Genomic DNA, 20,129 nt, shown 5'->3' on the forward strand with positions numbered 1-20,129 from the left:
CCCTACTCCCTGGTCTGTTCCAGTATTGTCTCGGCTCCCTGGGCAATCAGCTTATTGGCAACGTCTTCCCCAAGCTTCAGTGGATCCGTTCCCGTCAGCGTTTCTTTTAAAATGACGTCCCCTTCGGGAGATCCTACCATTCCCGTTAATTGTATAACGGGCGGAGTCTCTTGGGAATGCTCCGCCTCGAACGGAACGAGTACGGCGTGTGCCCCGATCGGCACCTGGCAGCCGCCGTTCAGCACGGCGAGAAATTTGCGTTCGGCAGCAACGGTCAGCTCCGATTCCTTATCGTTATATAAATCAAGCAGTCTGCGCAGATCCGCATCATCTTCGCGGCATTCGATGCCGAGCGCTCCTTGGCCAACAGCCGGCAGGCAGGTCTCCACCGGAATATACGAGCTGATTTTATCCTCCCAGCCCATGCGGTACAGCCCGGCAGCGGCGAGAATGATCGCCTGGAAGCCTTCCGTCTCGAGCTTGCGCAGACGCGAGTCAATATTCCCGCGAACAGGCTCCAGTTCCAGGTCCGGCCGGTGAGCCTTCAGCTGGCTGGAGCGGCGCAGGCTGCTCGTTCCCACTTTCGCTCCCTGCGGAAGCTCGTCAATGCTTTTCCCATGAAGGGAAATGAGACAGTCCCTCGGGTCAACACGGCGGGGCACCGCACCGTTCATCAGACCCTCGGGGAGAACCGAAGGCATGTCCTTCATGCTGTGCACGGCCATATCGATTTCGCCGTCCAGCATAGCCTGCTCGATTTCTTTAACGAACAAGCCTTTCCCGCCAACCTTGGACAACGTCACATCCAAAATGCGGTCGCCTTTCGTCACGATCTTTTTCACTTCGAATTGAAAATCAAACCCGTGTTCCGCGCACAGCTGCTTCAGCTGGTCGATGACCTGCCCTGTCTGCGTTAATGCCAATGCGCTTTGTCTGCTGCCTACTACGATTGTCCGCATCATGATTCCTCCTGGTTGTTCGCAATCCATTGCTTGATTTGTTCCGTATCCCACGGCTCAAACGTGCCCTTGCGGATTTCATCCAGCACTTCAAGCTCTGCCGCTTTCATTAATAATCTTTGCCGGCTTTCCGGGCGCGTAACCTGCCTCTTGATGCTGCTGCGCATCCGGTACATCCATTCGAGATATTCCTCGTATTCAGGGCCGTATTCATCCTCCAGCCTGTCGCAAATCTCCGCGGCCAGCGCCGGTCCGGCGCCCGATGTGGACACGGCGATCACCAGCCTGCCCCGGCGCAGCACGCTCGGGCTGATAAAAGAACCCGGCTTACTGCCGCCGGCCGCGTTTGCCAGCGCACCCATACGCTCTGCTTCGTCGATCACGGCACCGTTCACGTCAGGCGAGGAGGTTGCCGCATAGACCAAAAAGGCCCCCGCCAAATCTCCCGCCGCGTACTCGCGGGGAATCCAGCGGATCCGGCCTTCCATTACAAGCTGCCACAGCCCTTGCGTCACTTCCGGACTGATCACCGTCACATCGGCCGAAGCCGCAAGCAGGGAGTTTACCTTTCTTTCGGCCACGGCCCCGCCGCCCACCACGGCGCAGCAGCGCCCCTTGCAATCCAGCATTACGGGCAAATATACCGACAAAGGACTCACTCTCCTGTCCAACGGTGAAAATCGGACCACGTATTCAGTACGAAAATAAATATAATAAACGCATATCCGATCAGAATCCACTGGGCCATTACTTGACCGGAATGCTGTTTGGAACGTTTACGAATCAGAAAAAAATAATAAATCGCCAGTCCGGCAAGCGTAGCCACTACTTTCAAGTCCAGCAGCAGGCTGAGCTTGCCTTCGGAAATAAGCGACAGCACCGCGACGATGAACGAAACGGATAAGAGCGGAGTTCCGATCGATGCGAGCAGGTACGTATACTTGTCCATCAGCTCAAGACTCGGCAGCCGGCGGACGGTGTCGCTCCATTTTTTCCCTTTCAGCCTTCTATGAAGAAACAAATACATGCCGGCAAATACGGCGGCAATGGTGTAAACGGCGAAGCTTAGGTTGGCAAGCGTGATATGCAGAATGAGCAGGCCGTGTACCGTCTCCCAATGACGCAGCGGGTTATTCCCGGCCGCAAACCATAAACGGTTCAGCACCATGGCGCTGAATCCGATGATGCCGAGCAGCAGGACGGCAAACTCCGACCGCTGCACCCAGTTCATGATCAGCGCGGCGATAACGATACTAAATGAAAATAAGAGCAAAAAATCAAATGGGGTAAAGATCGGCAGCATGCTCTCCTGCCACGCTCTGATCAGAAGCGCGCCTCCCTGCAAAACGCCAACTACAACAAGAAGCCCTGTACCCATCCGCTTTGCCCCCTGATTGCGTCGTATGCAATCCGAGATAAAAAACAGAAGGCTCAGGGCGTAGATATAAATGCCGGCATCGTAAAAACCAGTGAGCAATGTCAACTCCCCCTACCGGCTTACAGGCTTGCAGGAGTCAAAGAAACCTTGGACAGCTTCATGTCCGATGGGTTCTTGCTGATCCCTTGCGGGACCGTGCCGGATTTCTCCATGACGCTGCTGCCATGACCGGACGCATTCATGTCCTCTTCCAAAGCAAATATATGTGTGAAAAACTCTAGCGCCTCGTTGCCTTCCTTGCCGCCGGCCATTTCCTTCAAGCGGTTGATCGGATCGTGCATCATCTGATTGACGATGCTCTTGGTCAACCGGCGGATGACTTTGCGCTGATGGTCGTTCAGTTCAGGCAGCTTGTTAAACAGGCTTTCCAGCGTCTCTTCATGAATCGCCGTGGACTTCTCCTGAAGCGCACGGATCGCCGGCCGGATGCCGAGCGTCTTGAGCCATTGATAGAACGCCGTCTTCTCCTCTTCGATCATCACTTCGATCTTCGCCGCTTCGGCCCGGCGCATTTCGAGGTTGCTCTCAACGATTCCTTCCAGGTCGTCAATATCATACAGGAATACGTTGCTAATCTCGGCGATAGCCGGATCAATGTCCCGCGGCACTGCGATATCAATCATAAACAGCGGTCGGGATTGCCGCTTCTTCATGCTCTCGCTGACCTGCGCCGGCGTAAGGACATAATCCTTTGCACCCGTCGAGCTGATCAGGATGTCCACTTCGTGAAGCCGGGCAATCGCCTGCTCCATCGTGCACGGCGTACCTTGAAACTTGTTGGCCAGCTCTTCCGCCCGCGCGAGGGTCCGGTTGGCGACGATCACCTCTTCGGCCCCGTTCGCGTACAGGTGCTTGACGGTCAGCTCGCTCATTTTGCCGGCGCCGAGAATGAGCACCTTCTTGTCGTTGAACATGCCAAAAATCCGTTTGCCCAGCTCAACGGCCGCGTAGCTCACGGACACTGCGCTTTCCCCAATGGAAGTCTCCGAATGGGCTCTCTTGCCTAGGGTCACGGCCTGCTTGAACAGCATGTTGAACCAGGTGCCCGTCGCTTTCTCCTCCTGGCTCTGCAGAAAGGCGCTGCGGACCTGACCCAAAATTTGCGTCTCCCCGATCACCATGGAGTCCAGACCGCAGGTCACCCGGAACAAATGGGAAATGGCCTGCTCGTCCTCATATATATATAAATGCTTTGTAAATTCTTCCCTTGGGATGTCAAACCATTGCTCCACAAAACTGCGGATGAAATATCCGCACATATGAAGACGGTCTACCACCACGTATATTTCAGTGCGGTTGCACGTAGCCACAATCACGCCTTCCATTACACTTTTCGTCAGCATCAGCTGGCTGAGTGCCTTTGGAAGTTCGCTTTGATCAAATGTAAAACGTTCCCTCACTTCTACAGGCGCTGTACGATAGTTTAATCCGACAACGACGATGTGCATTACGTGTTCACCTGCCTATGTTTCATTTCAAAAAAAAAGATCCAGTTCAGGACGTTTTTTTGATAATATCAGAAAGTATAAACTCCAGAGCCATGGCTTCCTGATATTGCAAGAAAAATTACATTTAAACGCGGTCTGTCTTCTTTGAAGGTACGTCGATAGACGTTTTTCTTACGGTACGTTCATTAACAACGTGTTCATTATATCACAAATGTCCTGCTCTCTCTGAACTATTTTTGAAATGTTTATGAAATTACATGTGATTTATTGTGTCACAAAGCACTGGGCTTTATACCCTCTTTATTGCGTTTCTTCCAGCGTCTTGGCGAGTTCTTTGCCGATTTTCTTCAGCTGGCCGGCTTGCGAGGCGATCACGTGCCCGTCCTCGCTCAGCAGCTTTTCGTATACAGGCATGACACCTGCATACAGCTGGCTGTACTGAAGCAGCATGTCCTTCTCCGCGTCGGTAAGGAGGCGGTTGCCGCCGATTTGCCACTCTGTGATTACATTAACCAGATCACCGACCGGTTTAAGCGGGTCGACGGCACCGTCCCCAAATGTTTTTGCCAGCCGGTCGTGAGCATACGACGCCGAATAAGCCGCCAGCTTGAGGGCGTTCAGCTCATCGGTGCGCGAACTGCCAGCCGCATCCGCCAGGGACGTTCCCAGCACCTGCATTTGAAACTGGGCCACCTCGAACAGCATCCTTTCAGCATTCTCTCCTTCGGTATGAGGCCACATCATCCGATACCCTTGGTAGACAAGGCTGACAAGCAGTACCAGCAGCAGACCGACAAACAGCAAATCCCTCTGTTTTCTCCTTCTCACGCTTAAGCGAACCTCCCTGTTAACAAGCTTACTACTCATTGTATGGGAGTCCAAAAAAACAAATAACCATGGAGATGTCCATGGTTATGATTTAGATATCGTTATTCGTGCCGCGAAGTTACACCAGCTCGGTCTGTTTCAGTTCAGGGGTTTCTACCGTCAATTCACCCAAACCGCGCACCAGTTTCTTGGCGTAAGTTTTCTCAGGTTTCAATACGGATACCAGGTAATCAATGGCCAACTGTGGATCTACCGTCTCACCGCAAGTGTAGCAGTCGATCGCTGCGAATCCTCTCTCAGGATACGTGTGGATCGAGAGGTGGCTTTCTGACAACAATACGAGTACTGTAGCGCCTTGTGGTTCAAACTGCTTGGATTGTACCGACATGACTGTAGCACCGCATGCTTCGGCTGCCTCAACCATTTGAGCCTGAAGAAATTCCGCGTCATTCAGCATGTCAAAATCTACACCCCAAGTATCAACAGCAACGTGTCTTCCGAAAGTTGAATATTCCATCCTTCGGTTCCCCCTTCCTAGGAATAAAATGTTTGAAAATTTCATCCGCTAGGACCTACGTCATTCACTTCCCGAGGGAATAATCTCTCGCAACATTCAATGTCCTGAGTGAATCCTGGTTCCTATATAATTCTTTTCAACGAGATTAAAAATAACATCTATCCGCCCTAATTGCAACCCTTTTTTATCCTTTGCAAATATTTATTTTTAGCCACTCATCCCCGCGTCACCCGACCCGTTTTACCGGGCGTTTGAGACATAAAAAGAACCCTTCGGTTACCGAAGGGTTCTCTTTCCCCGAGGCCATCTCAAGCCTCAAGTGCAAACCATTTATGTGTGGTGAGGCGCAGTTTCTGGTCAATGACAGCAATCTGTTCAGGGGTCACCGCTTTGTTCCGTTCATCGAGCCAAAAATTAATATCTTGGTACAAACGGGATATTTCCTGTTCAACCTCGGTGAGCTGGAACATCCGCTGGAGTTCTCCGGCCGTATGCTTATATTCATACACCAGCTTACTCTGGGAAGTCGTAACTTCCGCAATTTTGCGAACCGAGCCTTTTTCATAATAATACATCATCGTGAATCCTTGATAAATGCGATTGACGATTCCGTCTCCTTTGCAGGCGACGAACAGTTTGCGGACCGCGTTTGTCAGATGAGGGTTCACCAAGCGGCAAGACAATTCACAGATGTATAACGAACCTTTACGCTCCAGAGGGAGATGAACCGCCTCGCCGCTTTCGTCTTCAAGCACAATTTCTTGTCCTCCGCCGTCCAGTACTTTCACATAAGGATGCACATGACAGCTTTCCGCCGAATGCAAAAATTGGTTCAATTGCTGCTCCGTCATTTGTAAAGTAGTTTGAACATACTCTGTGGCTAACCGCTGAGCCATAAAAATCTCCTCAATTCTTTTTTATGATTACAGAACGATGTGCTCCAGCACGGTTCGATTCTATAATCGCAAGAAAAATTTCCGCCGGACATGGCGGGTGAAGATTGTTAAAGGCACTCAAGGCCTCTTTAAACAACCTTTAGTATTATTATACAGCACATCCTCGAGCATTGGCTTGCTGAGCGAACCATGAATTTCCTTCATATTTCATAAAATAACGGATTAAACCGGATTGTAGCCGAAAAATCTTATGGGATGCTCACTTTCCTCCCGCGAAAAGTCGGAATCCCTATAGTATACAGCGAATTTATCGCATTTTCGTTAAGTTGAAGCGTTACGAGTTCTCCTGCTGCCCTTCCTGCGGAACCGCCCCGGACTGCGGAGAGTCGCCGTTTTCCGTAAATGACTGGATCACAGCCCATAACTCTTCTTTACCCACACCCAGCTCCGAAGAAAACATGACGAACAAATCGTGGCTGCGGAGAAGTAGGCTCTCCTTCATTTGCTTGACGTGTTTCTGCCAGCGGCTCTTCGGTATTTTATCTGCTTTCGTAGCCACGACGCAGATCGGGATGTCATAATGCTGAAGCCAGTCATACATCATGACGTCATCCTTGGTCGGCGGGTGGCGAAGATCCACCACCATGAGAACCAGCTTCAGCGTCTGCCGCTCCAGCATGTATTTCTCAATCATCTTGCCCCAGGCCGCCCGCTGCGTCTTGGACACTTTGGCGTAGCCGTACCCTGGGAAGTCCACAAAATACAAAGCCTCATTAATACGATAGTAGTTCATATGCTGGGTTTTGCCCGGGGTCGAGCTTGTTCTCGCCAGGTTCTTCCGATTGATCAACCGGTTGATGAGCGAGGACTTGCCGACATTGGAACGCCCTGCCAGAGCAATCTCCGGCAAGGCGTCCACAGGATATTGGTCAGGGCCGACGGCGCTGATAATAAATTCTGCATTCGTAACTTTCATGTTAAATAAAACCCTCTCTAATGCACTCCCGCCTGCTCCACCAGTGCATGCTTCAGCACCTGGTCCATATGGGACACCGGAACAAACTCCACTTCTTCTTTGACACTGTCCGGAATCTCGCGCAGATCCCGCTCGTTGTCTTTGGGGAGCAGTATTTTTTTGTAGCCGGCGCGGTGCGCAGCCAGCGATTTCTCCTTCAGTCCGCCGATCGGCAGCACCCGGCCGCGCAGGGTGATTTCACCGGTCATGGCGATGTCTTTGGAGACATGTTTCTTGGTCAGGGCCGACACGAGGGCCGTGGCAATCGTAATGCCTGCCGAAGGTCCATCTTTCGGAATCGCCCCTTCAGGGATATGAATATGGATATCATTTTTCTCATGAAAATCGGGGTCGATGCCAAGCTCATCGGCTTTGGCGCGCGTGTAGCTGAAAGCGGCCTGCGCCGATTCCTTCATCACGTCCCCTAATTGGCCGGTCAGGGTCAGCTTGCCGGATCCCGGCACGACCGTGACTTCGACCATCAATGTTACGCCGCCGACCTCGGTCCAGGCCAGGCCGGTTACCGCACCAATCTGATCCTCGAGATCTGCCACGCCATATCTGAAGTTCGGGCTGCCTAAATAGTCCTTGACATCGTCCGGCTCAATGGTAATCTTATCGATCTCTTCGGATACGATGATCTTGGCCGCCTTCCGGCACAGCGCCGCGACCTGCTGCTCCAGGTTCCGTACGCCGGATTCCCGGGTGTACTCGCGGACCACTTTCATGAGCGCCTCTTCCCCGATCTCCAGCTGGTCTTCGTTCAGGCCATGCTCCCGTTTCTGCTTCGGCAGCAGATAGCGCATGGCGATTTGAAGCTTCTCCAGTTCCGTATAACCCGGGATGTTGAGCACTTCCATTCGGTCCAGCAGCGGACGCGGAATATTATGAATGGCATTCGCCGTCGTAATAAACATCACCTGGGACAGGTCGAACGGAATCTCGATAAAATGGTCGCTGAACGTATTGTTCTGCTCCGGATCGAGCACTTCCAGCAGCGCCGAAGACGGGTCTCCCCGGAAATCCGAAGCCATCTTGTCGATCTCATCAAGCAGGAATACCGGGTTCAGTGCACCCGCGTTCTTCATTCCCTGGATAATCCGCCCCGGCATCGCTCCAACATAGGTGCGCCGGTGACCGCGGATTTCCGCTTCATCCCGCACGCCACCGAGCGATATCCGGACAAACTTGCGGTTCAGCGATTTGGCGATCGACCGGGCAAGCGAAGTTTTACCAACGCCCGGAGGTCCGACCAGGCACAGAATCGGCCCTTTCATCTTCTTCACCAGCTTCTGAACGGCCAGGTATTCGAGTACGCGCTCCTTCGGCTTGTCGAGGCTGTAATGATCCTCGTTGAGCACCTGCTCCGCCTTATGGATATCCAGATCGTCCTCGGTTTTAGCCGACCAGGGAAGGCCAAGCAGCCAATCGAGATAATTGCGGATCACGCCGCCTTCCGCCGAGCTTGCAGGCATTTTCTCGAGACGGTCGATTTCTTTCTCCACCTTCTCTTTGACCCTTTCGGGAAGCTCCTGCTTGTTCATCTGCTCACGCAGCTCTTCGACTTCTCCAGCGCGGCCTTCTTTCTCGCCCAGCTCCTTCTGAATCGCCTTCATCTGTTCGCGCAAATAATATTCCTTCTGCGTCTTTTCCATCTGCTTCTTGACGCGCTGGTTAATTTTGCGTTCGAGCTCCAGCACTTCGCGTTCGTTATTCAGAATATCGAGGAGCTTCTCGAGCCGTTTGCCAACGTCGACGGTCTCCAGAATATCCTGCTTATCCTTGATTTTTAACGACAGATGGCTCGTAATGACGTCGGCCAGTCTGCCGGGCTCGTCGATATCGGACACCGCGGCAAGCGTCTCGGGCGTTACCTTTTTCGATAAATTAATATAGTGCTCGAATTGACTGAGTACCGTACGCATCAGTGCATCCACTTCAGGATCGTCGCTGTCTTCCTCCTTCAGCTCGCGGGCAATGACTTCGTAATATTCTTCATTGTCCGTGTACTGAATGATCTCGGCACGCTCCATCCCTTCTACCAGCACCCGGATGGTGCCGTTCGGAAGCTTCAGCATCTGTCTGACGTTGGCGACAGTGCCAACCCGGAAAATATCTTCCTGCGTTGGTTCTTCTATGTTCACCTCGGACTGAGAACAAAGGAGAATCAAATTATCTTCCACCATTGCTTTTTCCAGCGCTTTGACCGATTTCTCCCGGCCTACATCGAGATGCAGAACCATGCTCGGGTAGACTAGAAGGCCTCGCAAAGGCAGTAAAGGAAACCGGCGGCCTTTTGATTTACTGGGCCCCATCGCTTTTGCACCTCCAGCCGTTCTCAGGGTTATGACATTCGATTTTATTTTAGCAAATGTTCACATAAAACACCAATCTTTGTAGCCTGATCAGCAGGAGCCGGCATCCGTTATTTGGCTGTTACGTGCAGGCTTGGCATGCAGGAAGGAAGCTGAAGCTGCCGGGAATGTCTCCGGGGCCGCGCTGGGTTCGATCGTTTCCTCTGCGCTGCTGTCGACTTGACGGTCCAGCTCGCTTCCAAAAATATGCCCGAACGCTTCCTGGATCGACTCCACCGGAATGACGCGCAGACCGTTCAAATCCTCGAACAGAGTCTGCCAATTTTCCTTCGGAATGATCACTGTCGTTGCTCCTGCCTGGAAGGCCGCCTCGACTTTGGCGATAACGCCCCCGATCGGCTTCACTTTACCGTGAATGCTGATTTCGCCCGTCATGGCCAGTCGATTGTCCACCGGCAGCCCTTTCATCGCCGAAACGATGGCGGTAGCCATGGCAACGCCGGCAGAAGGACCGTCAATCGGCGTTCCTCCAGGGAAATTGATGTGCAGATCATAATCGCCAGGCGAAAGACCCATGGAGCGCAGGACGGTCAGCACGTTTTCGATGGACCCCTTCGCCATGCTCTTGCGGCGCAGCGTTCGGGAGCTGCCCCCGCCGATCTCTTCCTCTTCGACGACCCCGGTAATATTGTAGACGCCTTGTCCTTTGGCGACTGGAACGGCAGTCACCTCAATTTCAAGCAGTGCTCCCATGTTCGGACCGTACACGGCAAGGCCGTTGACCAGGCCAACCTGCGGGCGCTCCGGAACCTTCCGGTCCGGACGGGGCTGAAGCTGGCTGCTGCTTGCTACCCATTCGACGTCGGAAGCCGACAGGGAGTCCCTTTTTTCCGTCAAGGCCAAACCTGCTGCCAGCTGAATGATATTGACCGCCTCGCGTCCGTTGGTCGCATACTGCTTCACAACCTCGACCGCCTCCGGGCATGGCTTCAGACCGATCTTTTGAATCGCATCCTCCGCAATGCGGCTGATCTCCTCAGGAAGCAGCGGGCGGAAAAAGATTTCCATACAGCGCGAACGCAGCGCCGGCGGAATTTCCTGCGGCGAGCGTGTCGTTGCCCCGACCAGACGAAAATCGGCCGGAAGGCCGTTCTGGAAAATATCGTGCACATAGGCCGGAGTGTTGCTGTCCTCCGAATTATAGTATGCACTTTCGAGCAGGACCTTACGGTCCTCCAGTACTTTTAACAATTTATTCATTTGGATCGGATGCAATTCCCCAATCTCGTCGACAAACAAAATTCCCCCGTGCGCTTTCGTAACCGCACCCGGTTTAGGCTGAGGAATGCCGGCGACGCCCATGGAGCCCGCCCCCTGATAGATCGGGTCATGGACCGATCCGATTAATGGATCGGCAATCCCCCGCTCGTCGAAACGGGCGGTGGTCGCATCGATTTCGGTAAATTTGGCGTCGGCTTTAAATGGCGAGGCCGGATTTTTTTTGGCCTCCTCCATCACAACCCGGGCGGCTGCGGTTTTCCCGACCCCCGGCGGCCCATAGATAATGACATGCTGCGGATTCCCGCTGCACAGCGCGGCCTTCAACGCACGTAGCCCGTCCTTCTGTCCGACGATATCCTGCAGCGACTGCGGTCTCGTTTTTTCGGCCAGCGGCTTGGTCAGCGAAACCGAACGCAGCTTGCGCAGCTTATCCATCTCTTTACGTGATTCCCGATCCACCGCGGTGCGGTTCGTCTTCTGCCCGCGGAGCAAATTCCAAAAATAGACGCCGATGATGATCGCAAAGAAAAATTGTACCAGCATCATAATCATGGTTAAATCCATAGTAAATCCCTCCCGATTCTCAGTTCAGTGGCTTCTCCTCCGGCATGGTTTTAGATTGATAAATCATCTTGCCGGAAATAGGTTCGTTAGCCTGATACATGGTAGTATAGCCTTTTCACCCATGAGTAAACGGGATGGGCCGGGATTTTTGCATCTTTTTTGGAAAATGTCCGCCCTCATTCAAAAAAGAAGCCGCATCACTGCATAAGCAGGACTGCGGCTTCTTGCGGCAAAATTAGTGTTTGCGCCCCGGGATCGTTCCGGTTTCTTCGTATACTTTGACGATGCTGTCGATTTCCTTCTTCAATTCGTCCACCATTTCGGCTTCCGGCACTTTGCGGATCATCTCTCCGTAACGGAAAAGGAGTCCTTCGCCGCGACCGCCGGCGATGCCGATGTCCGCTTCACGCGCTTCGCCCGGACCGTTGACCGCGCAGCCAAGCACGGACACTTTAATCGGCACTTTCAGCTGGGAGATGTAGGCTTCCACTTCGTTGGCGATGGAGAACAAGTCGATGTCCAGCCGCCCGCAGGTCGGACAGGACACGAGCGTTGCGGCGTTCGAGATCAGACCGAAGGTCTTGAGCAGCTCACGCGCCACTTTGACTTCTTCCACCGGATCTGCGCTCAAGGAAATACGCACGGTGCTGCCGATGCCCATCGAGAGCAGGGCGCCGATGCCCGCCGAGCTCTTGATCGTACCGGAGAACAGCGTTCCCGATTCGGTAATACCAAGGTGCAGCGGATAAGGAATCACTTCGGCCGCTTTACGGTAAGCTTCGATGGCCATCGGCACGTCGGAGGCTTTCAAAGACACGATAATATCGTGGAAGTCGAGCTCTTCCAAAATGCCTATGTGATATAGGGCACTTTCCACCATAGCTTCAGGCGTCGGATACCCGTATTTCTCCAGCAGATGAGCTTCAAGCGAACCGGCGTTTACGCCGATCCGGATCGGAATCCCGCGCTCTTTACAAGCGCGGACGACCGCTTCCACCTTCTCGCGGCTGCCGATATTGCCGGGGTTGATCCGGACTTTATCGATGCCGTTCTCGATGGCTTTCAGCGCCAGCTGGTAGTTAAAATGAATATCCGCAACGAGCGGAATATGAATGCGTTTCTTGATCTCTTTAATGGCTTCCGCCGCTTCCACATTGTTGACCGTTACCCGGACAATCTGGCAGCCGGCTTCTTCGAGCCGAAGGATTTCCGCCACCGTGGCTTCCACGTTTGCGGTCTTCGTCGTACACATGCTTTGGATAATGACTTCGTTGTTACCGCCAATCGTCAAATTACCGACCTTGACCGGCCGTGTGTCTTGTCTCAAAAACATGATTGTTCTCTCCCATAACGCCAAGACTCCACCCCGTCCCCGCGAAGCAAGCGGCAGGGCGGAAGTGGAGAATCGGCACCTAAATTTGGGAAAATGGCATCTGTTTTACAAACAGATTACGCACTTTCCTCTTGTTTTTTATCTTTTTTGCTGATTAATTCCGGAATCATCTTCTCTTTGACAACCTGCTCCGTAATGATGCAGTCCTTGATATCCTCGCGGGAAGGAACCTCATACATTACGTCCAGCATGATGCCTTCAATGATGGCCCGAAGTCCGCGGGCACCCGTATTGCGTTTGATCGCTTCGCGGGCAATCGCTTCAAGGGCTTCCGGCTCGAATTTCAGCGTTACGTTATCCATTTCGAGCAGTTTCTGATACTGCTTCGTCAGCGCGTTCTTCGGCTCGGACAGAATACGCACCAGCGTCTTCTCATCGAGCGGCTCCAGCGTCGAAATGATCGGCAGACGTCCCACGAATTCAGGGATCAGGCCGAATTTCAGCAGGTCTTCCGGAAGAACCAGACCGAGGTATTCACCCGGTTTCAGATCTTTCTGGTTGTCGGTACCCGCGTTAAAGCCGATAACTTTCTTACCGATCCGGCGCTTGATCATTTGCTCCAGGCCGTCAAAGGCACCGCCGCAAATAAACAGGATGTTCGTCGTATCGATTTGGATAAACTCCTGGTGCGGATGCTTGCGCCCGCCTTGTGGCGGAACCGAAGCGACCGTTCCTTCCAGGATTTTCAGCAGCGCCTGCTGTACCCCTTCACCCGATACGTCACGGGTAATCGAAGGGTTCTCGGATTTACGCGCCACCTTGTCGATTTCGTCGATATAGATGATGCCGCGTTCGGCTTTTTCCACGTCGTAATCGGCTGCTTGAATCAGCTTCAGCAGGATGTTCTCTACGTCCTCACCCACGTACCCGGCTTCCGTAAGGGAAGTCGCGTCGGCGATGGCGAACGGAACGTTCAAAATTTTGGCCATTGTCTGGGCAAGCAGTGTCTTACCCGAACCGGTTGGCCCCAATAGCAGGATGTTACTCTTTTGAAGCTCGACGTCTTCAATTTTGCTGCCGGTATTGATCCGTTTGTAGTGGTTGTACACGGCAACGGACAGCGATTTCTTCGCTTGTTCTTGACCGATGATATACTGGTCCAAAATATCGCAGATTTCCTTCGGTTTCGGAATATCCTTCAGATCCAGCTCTTCCTCATGTCCGAGCTCTTCCTCCACGATCTCCGTGCAGAGCTCGATACATTCGTCACATATATAGACACCGGGGCCAGCAACAAGCTTGCGCACTTGCTCCTGGGATTTCCCGCAAAAAGAGCACTTCAGCTGCCCTTTTTCATCGTTAAATTTAAACATGTAAACACCCCTTTAAGATTTAATCGGTGAAGTGAGAACCTGGTCAATTATGCCGTATGCTTTCGCTTCCTCCGCGCTCATGAAAAAGTCACGATCCGTATCGCGCTCAATTTTTTCAAGGGGCTGACCCGTGCGCTCCACGTAAATTTGATTGAGCTTTTCCCTGGTTTTAATAATCCAGCTCGCATGGATTTGGATGTCGGACGCCTGGCCCTGAACACCGCCGAGCGGCTGGTGAATCATGACCTCGCTGTTCGTCAGCGCAAAACGCTTGCCGGGTGCTCCGGCCGTCAACAGCAGGGATCCCATGCTCGCCGCCATACCAACGCAAATCGTGGATACATCAGGCTTGATAAACTGCATCGTATCATATATACCCATCCCCGCTGTGACAGAACCACCCGGTGAATTGATATACAAATGAATATCTTTCTCCGGATCCTCCGCAGCCAGGAACAATAATTGAGCTATGACGAGATTGGCAACATCATCATCAATCGCACTGCTCAGGAAGATAATGCGGTCCTTGAGCAATCTGGAGTAAATATCGTACGATCTCTCGCCTCTATTGGTTTGTTCTACAACCATAGGTATCAGACTCATGTGTCCAACCTCTTTTCCATGTAAAAGATGTGATGCGTGCTTCAATCAAGTTTACAGCACTATTCTAACATGTTCAAAGCACGATGTCATTTTTTCACTCCACACCATTTAATACAGTGTATGAGTTTTCTAACAATTATAACCCGAAACGGACTCTTGAATCGAATATGTATGGAAACAAAGCATCCATTTTCATGCAAGATTTAGATATAAATGGATACTTTTAGTTAAAAATAAGGCACGCAAATGAATATACGTGCCTTATCTCTCTATAGGTCCCTTATGTCAGCCTCCGCACTTAGAATCAGATGCAGAAGGCCGCGTCCGTTTCCTTCTTATTTTTCTTCAGCAGTTTCAGCAGTTTCAGCAGTTTCTTCGGCTGCTTCCACTTCTTTGCTGTTCTCAATCAGGAGATCCACCGTTTTGCGAAGGGAAATTTCTTCGCGCAGGCTTCCCAGCGAACCGTTTGCTGTAAGGATGTTGCGGATCTCGTCAGCAGTACGCTTGTAAGATTCAGCCATCACTTCCAGCTCTTTGTTGATGTCTTCCTCAGTTACTTCAATGTTCTCTTCTTTGGCGATTTGCTCCAGAACAAGGTTGTTGCGAACGCGTTTCTCGGCATCGTCCTTCATTTGCTCTTGCAGATCGCCCGTCGTTTGGCCAGAGAAGCTGAGGAACATTTCAAGGTTCATGCCCTGATTGCGCAGACGGTTGTCAAAATCACGCATCATGTTTTGAATTTCGCCGTCAATCATCGCTTCCGGAATTTCCACTTCGGCGTTGGCGGCAACTTTGTCTACAACAGCTGCTTCCTTATTGCCTTTCGCTTCTTGTTCCTTGCGCTCCAGAAGTTGTTTCTTCAGGTCTTCCTTGTACTCGGCGAGCGTTTCGAATTCACTTACGTCTTTGGCGAATTCGTCGTCCAGCTCAGGAAGCTGTTTGCGCTTGATTTCATGCACTTTCACTTTGAACACGGCTTTCTTGCCGGCCAGTTCTTCCGCATGATATGTCTCAGGGAAAGTCACTTCCACGTCTTTGAAGTCGCCAGTCGCCATGCCGACAACCTGCTCTTCAAATCCAGGAATGAACGTGCCGCTTCCCAGTTCCAGAGAATAACGCTCAGCTTGTCCGCCTTCGAAAGAAACGCCGTCAACAGATCCGTCGAAGTCGATCACGGCGACGTCTCCGTTCTCGGCAGCGCCTTCGTCGATAACCGACAGTTCGGCATGACGTTCTTGCAGACGCTTCAGTTCAGCGTCAAGCTCTTCGTCCGAAACCTCAACTTTTTGTACCGGAACTTCCACGCCTTTGTAATCTCCCAAAGTCACTTCAGGTTTAACCGTTACTTTCGCTTTGAATTTGAACACTTCGCCTTTTGCGAATTGGTCAATCTCCACTTCAGGACGGTCTACAGGGAAGATGTCAGTTTGGTCGACAGCTTCTGTGTATACTTCAGGAAGCAAAATGTCGATTGCGTCTTGATACAGAGCTTCGACGCCATAACGGGCTTCGAAGATCGGCCGAGGTACTTTACCTTTACGGAAACCAGGCACGTTAGCCTTTTTTGCTACTTTATTAAAAGCTTTGTCGAGGGCTGCAGCTACACGGTCTGCTTCCACTTCAACTTCAAGAACGCCAAGGTTCTTCTCTATTTTTTCCCAGGTTGCTTTCATTTTATGCTTTCCCCTCCAAAAATAATTCACATGTACTTAAGTTATCAGCACGCACAGAATAACCATTATAGTATAAACAACATTGCGGTGTTTTTCAAGGGCAAGCCCTTGGCAACTCTTCAGGTAAACGTTTCCGATCGCCTATTCCTGCATGCCGGCCGACACGAACTGCCTGAAGCTTCGATAAGCCTGCTCAAAACGGAAGCGCATCGTGTCCGTGATCCCGTACATCGCCCGGGACTCCTCCTCGTTGCGGCTGCCTGTGAGGCTCTCGGTGACGATCTGATGCAGGGCAGCTGCCCAGATGTCGATCGTAGTGTCGTCCTCGTCAAGGATCGACAGGTAATCCTCCGTCCCGTAGATCGCCATAATAAACTGCGACCACAGCTCCTGGGCAAAATAATACAGCGTCGGCTCCTGCACTTCGGTCTGCGCAGCCACACGCTCCGTTACCATTGCCACCTGCGGCGGAAACTCCTCCGGCGTTAAAGGCACCGTCTCCATATCGACGCTTACCTCCTCCTGTCCGCGCTTAAACTGCACCGTGCCCTGCATACCGCGCTTGCGCAGCGTTTGAAGCACCCTGAACTGCAGTAGCGGATGAAGGCGAGTCTGCATCAGCCACCCCACCAGCTTGTCGTCGATATCCGAGCCTTCCAGATAGGACAGCTGCTCGAGAGCGAGCATGGTCTGCTCCGATAAAGGCTCTTCCATGGCGGTGTGCAGCAGCTTGTCGGCGTAATGCTGGTCTTCGGCCAGCTTGGCCCGCACGTTCTGCCGTTTCATTTCTTCCTCGTCAGGCTCCTCCTCATGCTCATGAGAGTCCAAGCCTGTACCCTGCCCGCCGCCGTGATTCATATATTGTGGAAAAGCGGCTTCCAGCCATTCCAGAAGCGCCTGCCATTCTTCATAATGCCTCTCATCCTGCCCTTGGCACTGCAGCAGGAAACGCAAAAGCTCCATCGCTTCCCCGTACCGTTCATTTTCCAGCATGACGGTGAGCTGAATCTGATAGAAGTCGAGCGTCTTTGGAAAAAGAATGACGTTGTCCTTCGCTGGGGAAATATGTTCTTTAATATGTATTCCCTCCTTTCCCCGTGCTTGTGTGCAAATAATTGTTGATTATAGCATACCTCTTTCAACTTGAAAAAAAACATGTGAATGGACGGGGAATCCATTCGTTCTATGAAAAACGTATAGAAACCATTAATAATATAAATGGGGATTGAAACAACTTTTTTTCTCTTGCCCTGAGAACAGATGAGGGGGACTATGAGAAAGGAAAGAAAAACATATTGATATTATCAAAAATATATGTTATGATCTTTCTTGCTTGAATTTTTCATGTCCCAGTAGCTCAGCTGGATAGAGCAACGGCCTTCTAAGCCGTCGGTCGGGGGTTCGAATCCCTCCTGGGACGTAAAATGACACCACTCTTAGAGTGGTGTTTTTGCGTCCATAGGGATGAGAACCCCATTAGGGGGTTCGTCGGAGCATACGCTTCGTTAGCATCCGCTTCGTAGTCCGCCCGTTGGGGCGGTATCCCGAGCTGGGACGTGTTTTTGCGTCCATAGGGATGAGAACCCCATTAGGGGTTCGTCGGGGCATAAGCTTCGTTAGCACCCGCTTCGCAGTCCGCCCGTCAGGGCGGTATCCCGAGCCGGGACGTATGAAAGCTCTCCTTATTGGAGAGCTTTTTTTAGTTCCAGGAGGGAATTGAGAACCCCATTAGGGGTTCGTCGGAGCATAAGCTTCGTTAGCATCCGCTTCGCAGTCGCCGTTGGGGCGGTATCCCTCCTGGGACGTAAGAAAGCTCTCCTTATTAGAGAGCTTTCTTACGTCCCAGGAGGGAATTGCGAACCCCTCAAGGGGTTCGTCGAAGCATGCGCACCGATAATCTCCTCTTCTATAACCTTCCCACCCATTCGCTCAGTTGAACACAAAAAAAGAGGACCCCAAGGTTACCCCAAGGTCCTCTCTATCCCATGCTTGTTACAGCTTCACGATTTTGCCTGTGTCCTGCGATTCAAACGCACCCAGGATGACATTCAGGGAACGCAGACCTTCTTCGCCGGAAATTTGCGGCGGCGTGTTGGTCAGGATCGATTCCACGAACGCGTCGATGACGCCGCTCGGTACTTGCTTTTCGTTCGTCGCCATGGCGCCGACCTTGTACGTTTCCACAGTGCCGTTCGTCAGCTCGACGATAACCTCGTCGCCTTCAACGGTTCCGATCTTCATGCAGCCGTTTTCGCACCAGAGCACCGTACCGTTGTCGCCGGAACGGTAATGCGTCCAGCTCGCCATCAGCGTGCCCACAGCTCCGCTCTTCATGCGCACGATGCAGGTCGCATTGTCGTCCACGTCCGTACCTTCTTTATGTACGGTACCGATAAAGCCGGCGACTTCCACGACTTCATCGTTCAGCAAATAGCGGATGAAGTCGGATTTATGCACGCCGAGGTCACCCATAGCGCCCATGATCGCTTCATCCTTGCGGAAGAACCAGCTGTCGCGTCCATCGACGCTCCAGCTTTCCGGACCACCGTGGCCGAAAGACGTGCGGAACGTCAGCACTCTGCCGAGCTTGCCGGAATCCAGAATTTCTTTTGCCTTCATGTGCGGAGGCATGAGGCGCTGATTGTGGCCCACCATCAGGAAGACGCCGTTTTTGCGGGCCGCTTCGATCATCTGCTCCCCTTCTTCCTTCGTGGTCGCCATCGGCTTTTCCACCAGGACGTGCAGCCCGGCATTCGCTGCATCGATGCTCATCGAAGCGTGAAGGTAGTTCGGCGTACATACGCTGACTGCGTCAAGCTTCTCGTTCTTCAGCAGTTCCTTGTAGTCGGTGTATGCTTTGGCACCGTATTGTGCCGCCACCTCTTCAGCGCGCTCCTTGAGCGGATCCGCGAAAGCAACCAGCTCCACATTCGGGTTCGCTGCGTATTCAGGAATATGTCTGCGCTGGGCGATGGCGCCGCAGCCGAAAACCGCTACTCTAATTTTACTCATGGATACAAATCTCCCTTTCTTCAGCTCTAATCTCAATCACATTAAAATTGGTTCAAGTAGTTCTGCTTCAGCCAGTTCATGCTGTTCTCCACGCTTTGCAGCGGAGGATTCTGGCACACGTCCTGCTCGACGATCAGCCACTGCGTACCGGCATCGGAAGCGGCCTGAATGACGCCCGGCAAATTCACGTCCCCTTGACCAAGCTCAAGCGTCTTCATGTTGCCATCGGCATCCTTACTGAAGTCCTTCAGGTGAAGGAGCGGCAGGCGTCCGGCATATTTCGGGATATAGGTGAGCGGATCCTGTCCGGCAAACTGCACCCAGCATACGTCCATTTCCACTTGAACGGCTTCAGGCGAAGTGGAGGAGTACATGGCGTCGAATACAAACTCGCCGTCAATCTTGTCCGCGAATTCAAAATCATGGTTGTGATAACCGAACGTCAATCCTTGTTTGCGCGCCTCGGTACCCACTTCCTCCAGGAAAGCGAACAGTTCCTTCCACTGCTCGATGTTCTCCCGGTCTTCCGGTGCAACGTAAGGACACATCATGGTTGTCGCGCCGATCATTTTCAGGTAATCGATCTCTTTCTGCAGGTCGGCCCGAAGCAGATGCAGGCCCACATGAGCGCCGATCGCTTGAAGACCGAGCTCTTGAAGAAGCGTTTTCATTTCTTCAGCAGGAATGTCACCGTATCCGGCAAACTCCACACCTTCATACCCAAGCTCAGCCACTTTGCGAAGCGTTCCTCGGAAATCCTTAGCCGTTTCATCACGAAGCGTATACAATTGCAAGCCAATGTTCAATTTTTTCATAAAAAGGGCACCTCGTTTCCCAATAAAATGATTGCTCTATCTGCTACTATCATACATGC

At 52.2% G+C, this 20,129-nt stretch carries 17 protein-coding genes and 1 tRNA gene; 1 reads left to right on the top strand and 17 read right to left on the bottom strand.

The features are described from left to right. Nucleotides 1–2: 2 nt before the first annotated feature. The 15 genes from hemC to IAE55_RS26095 all read right to left on the bottom strand — a co-directional run bounded on the left by hemC (nucleotide 3) and on the right by IAE55_RS26095 (nucleotide 17,236). Complete coding sequence (gene hemC / locus IAE55_RS26025) at nucleotides 3–959, bottom strand: hydroxymethylbilane synthase (protein WP_105446158.1); 957 nt, start codon at nucleotides 957–959, stop codon at nucleotides 3–5. Beyond that, nucleotides 959–1,609 (bottom strand): NAD(P)-dependent oxidoreductase, encoded by a 651-nt coding sequence (locus tag IAE55_RS26030; protein WP_234489875.1) that lies wholly within the window; start codon nucleotides 1,607–1,609, stop codon nucleotides 959–961. The genes hemC and IAE55_RS26030 overlap by 1 nt, the downstream gene beginning before the upstream one ends. A 5-nt stretch (nucleotides 1,610–1,614) precedes the next feature. Continuing rightward, on the bottom strand, nucleotides 1,615–2,337 hold the full coding sequence (gene ccsA / locus IAE55_RS26035; RefSeq protein WP_105446195.1) for a cytochrome c biogenesis protein CcsA: 723 nt from the start codon (nucleotides 2,335–2,337) through the stop codon (nucleotides 1,615–1,617). A gap of 119 nt (nucleotides 2,338–2,456) precedes the next feature. Beyond that, nucleotides 2,457–3,845 (bottom strand): glutamyl-tRNA reductase, encoded by a 1,389-nt coding sequence (hemA, locus tag IAE55_RS26040; protein WP_105446156.1) that lies wholly within the window; start codon nucleotides 3,843–3,845, stop codon nucleotides 2,457–2,459. A gap of 300 nt (nucleotides 3,846–4,145) precedes the next feature. Then, on the bottom strand, nucleotides 4,146–4,673 hold the full coding sequence (locus IAE55_RS26045; RefSeq protein WP_145163086.1) for a hypothetical protein: 528 nt from the start codon (nucleotides 4,671–4,673) through the stop codon (nucleotides 4,146–4,148). Between the two features lie 118 nt (nucleotides 4,674–4,791). After that, nucleotides 4,792–5,190, bottom strand: coding sequence for an adenosylmethionine decarboxylase (gene speD, locus IAE55_RS26050; protein WP_089548381.1), 399 nt, complete (start codon nucleotides 5,188–5,190; stop codon nucleotides 4,792–4,794). A gap of 308 nt (nucleotides 5,191–5,498) precedes the next feature. Next, nucleotides 5,499–6,086, bottom strand: a complete 588-nt coding sequence (locus tag IAE55_RS26055; RefSeq protein WP_076174350.1) for a non-ribosomal peptide synthetase module — start codon at nucleotides 6,084–6,086, stop codon at nucleotides 5,499–5,501. Between the two features lie 334 nt (nucleotides 6,087–6,420). After that, the gene (yihA, locus tag IAE55_RS26060) at nucleotides 6,421–7,062 is read right to left on the bottom strand and encodes a ribosome biogenesis GTP-binding protein YihA/YsxC (protein ID WP_200634294.1); all 642 of its coding nucleotides are present in this window, start codon (nucleotides 7,060–7,062) and stop codon (nucleotides 6,421–6,423) included. A 17-nt stretch (nucleotides 7,063–7,079) separates the two neighbouring features. Then, on the bottom strand, nucleotides 7,080–9,416 hold the full coding sequence (gene lon, locus IAE55_RS26065; RefSeq protein WP_200634295.1) for an endopeptidase La: 2,337 nt from the start codon (nucleotides 9,414–9,416) through the stop codon (nucleotides 7,080–7,082). Between the two features lie 90 nt (nucleotides 9,417–9,506). After that, entirely contained in the window at nucleotides 9,507–11,261 is a 1,755-nt protein-coding gene (gene lonB / locus IAE55_RS26070; protein WP_145948591.1) for an ATP-dependent protease LonB, read from the bottom strand. Nucleotides 11,262–11,496: 235 nt separating this feature from the next. After that, complete coding sequence (gene ispG, locus IAE55_RS26075) at nucleotides 11,497–12,594, bottom strand: flavodoxin-dependent (E)-4-hydroxy-3-methylbut-2-enyl-diphosphate synthase (protein WP_076174340.1); 1,098 nt, start codon at nucleotides 12,592–12,594, stop codon at nucleotides 11,497–11,499. A gap of 116 nt (nucleotides 12,595–12,710) precedes the next feature. Next, nucleotides 12,711–13,967, bottom strand: a complete 1,257-nt coding sequence (gene clpX / locus IAE55_RS26080; RefSeq protein ID WP_076174338.1) for an ATP-dependent protease ATP-binding subunit ClpX — start codon at nucleotides 13,965–13,967, stop codon at nucleotides 12,711–12,713. A gap of 12 nt (nucleotides 13,968–13,979) precedes the next feature. Further along, nucleotides 13,980–14,570, bottom strand: a complete 591-nt coding sequence (clpP, locus tag IAE55_RS26085; protein WP_076174335.1) for an ATP-dependent Clp endopeptidase proteolytic subunit ClpP — start codon at nucleotides 14,568–14,570, stop codon at nucleotides 13,980–13,982. A gap of 335 nt (nucleotides 14,571–14,905) precedes the next feature. Next, on the bottom strand, nucleotides 14,906–16,243 hold the full coding sequence (gene tig, locus IAE55_RS26090; RefSeq protein WP_200634296.1) for a trigger factor: 1,338 nt from the start codon (nucleotides 16,241–16,243) through the stop codon (nucleotides 14,906–14,908). A 141-nt stretch (nucleotides 16,244–16,384) separates the two neighbouring features. Continuing rightward, nucleotides 16,385–17,236, bottom strand: coding sequence for a hypothetical protein (locus IAE55_RS26095; RefSeq protein WP_145163593.1), 852 nt, complete (start codon nucleotides 17,234–17,236; stop codon nucleotides 16,385–16,387). Between the two features lie 353 nt (nucleotides 17,237–17,589). Between IAE55_RS26095 and IAE55_RS26100 the strand changes: the two genes are divergently transcribed. Beyond that, nucleotides 17,590–17,663, top strand: a tRNA-Arg gene (locus IAE55_RS26100). A gap of 572 nt (nucleotides 17,664–18,235) precedes the next feature. Here the strand turns inward: IAE55_RS26100 and IAE55_RS26105 are convergent. Both IAE55_RS26105 and IAE55_RS26110 read right to left on the bottom strand, forming a co-directional pair. Further along, entirely contained in the window at nucleotides 18,236–19,255 is a 1,020-nt protein-coding gene (locus IAE55_RS26105) for a Gfo/Idh/MocA family protein (protein WP_200634297.1), read from the bottom strand. 41 nt (nucleotides 19,256–19,296) lie between these two features. Further along, on the bottom strand, nucleotides 19,297–20,070 hold the full coding sequence (locus tag IAE55_RS26110; RefSeq protein ID WP_200634298.1) for a sugar phosphate isomerase/epimerase family protein: 774 nt from the start codon (nucleotides 20,068–20,070) through the stop codon (nucleotides 19,297–19,299). Nucleotides 20,071–20,129 lie beyond the last annotated feature (59 nt).

The organism is Paenibacillus sp. S28 (assembly GCF_016624415.1).
GTDB lineage: Bacteria > Bacillota > Bacilli > Paenibacillales > Paenibacillaceae > Paenibacillus_AQ > Paenibacillus_AQ favisporus.

What these genes read in the sequence shown, in the direction of transcription:
- yihA (WP_200634294.1), bottom strand. Translation starts at nt 7,062, where the DNA reads ATGAAAGTTACGAATGCAGAATTTATTATCAGCGCCGTCGGCCCTGAC.
- clpP (WP_076174335.1), bottom strand. Translation starts at nt 14,570, where the DNA reads ATGAGTCTGATACCTATGGTTGTAGAACAAACCAATAGAGGCGAGAGA.
- IAE55_RS26055 (WP_076174350.1), bottom strand. Translation starts at nt 6,086, where the DNA reads ATGGCTCAGCGGTTAGCCACAGAGTATGTTCAAACTACTTTACAAATG.
- IAE55_RS26110 (WP_200634298.1), bottom strand. Translation starts at nt 20,070, where the DNA reads ATGAAAAAATTGAACATTGGCTTGCAATTGTATACGCTTCGTGATGAA.
- lon (WP_200634295.1), bottom strand. Translation starts at nt 9,416, where the DNA reads ATGGGGCCCAGTAAATCAAAAGGCCGCCGGTTTCCTTTACTGCCTTTG.
- ccsA (WP_105446195.1), bottom strand. Translation starts at nt 2,337, where the DNA reads ATGGGTACAGGGCTTCTTGTTGTAGTTGGCGTTTTGCAGGGAGGCGCG.
- lonB (WP_145948591.1), bottom strand. Translation starts at nt 11,261, where the DNA reads ATGGATTTAACCATGATTATGATGCTGGTACAATTTTTCTTTGCGATC.
- clpX (WP_076174338.1), bottom strand. Translation starts at nt 13,967, where the DNA reads ATGTTTAAATTTAACGATGAAAAAGGGCAGCTGAAGTGCTCTTTTTGC.
- speD (WP_089548381.1), bottom strand. Translation starts at nt 5,190, where the DNA reads ATGGAATATTCAACTTTCGGAAGACACGTTGCTGTTGATACTTGGGGT.
- tig (WP_200634296.1), bottom strand. Translation starts at nt 16,243, where the DNA reads ATGAAAGCAACCTGGGAAAAAATAGAGAAGAACCTTGGCGTTCTTGAA.
- hemC (WP_105446158.1), bottom strand. Translation starts at nt 959, where the DNA reads ATGCGGACAATCGTAGTAGGCAGCAGACAAAGCGCATTGGCATTAACG.
- IAE55_RS26095 (WP_145163593.1), bottom strand. Translation starts at nt 17,236, where the DNA reads ATGCTGGAAAATGAACGGTACGGGGAAGCGATGGAGCTTTTGCGTTTC.
- hemA (WP_105446156.1), bottom strand. Translation starts at nt 3,845, where the DNA reads ATGCACATCGTCGTTGTCGGATTAAACTATCGTACAGCGCCTGTAGAA.
- IAE55_RS26105 (WP_200634297.1), bottom strand. Translation starts at nt 19,255, where the DNA reads ATGAGTAAAATTAGAGTAGCGGTTTTCGGCTGCGGCGCCATCGCCCAG.
- ispG (WP_076174340.1), bottom strand. Translation starts at nt 12,594, where the DNA reads ATGTTTTTGAGACAAGACACACGGCCGGTCAAGGTCGGTAATTTGACG.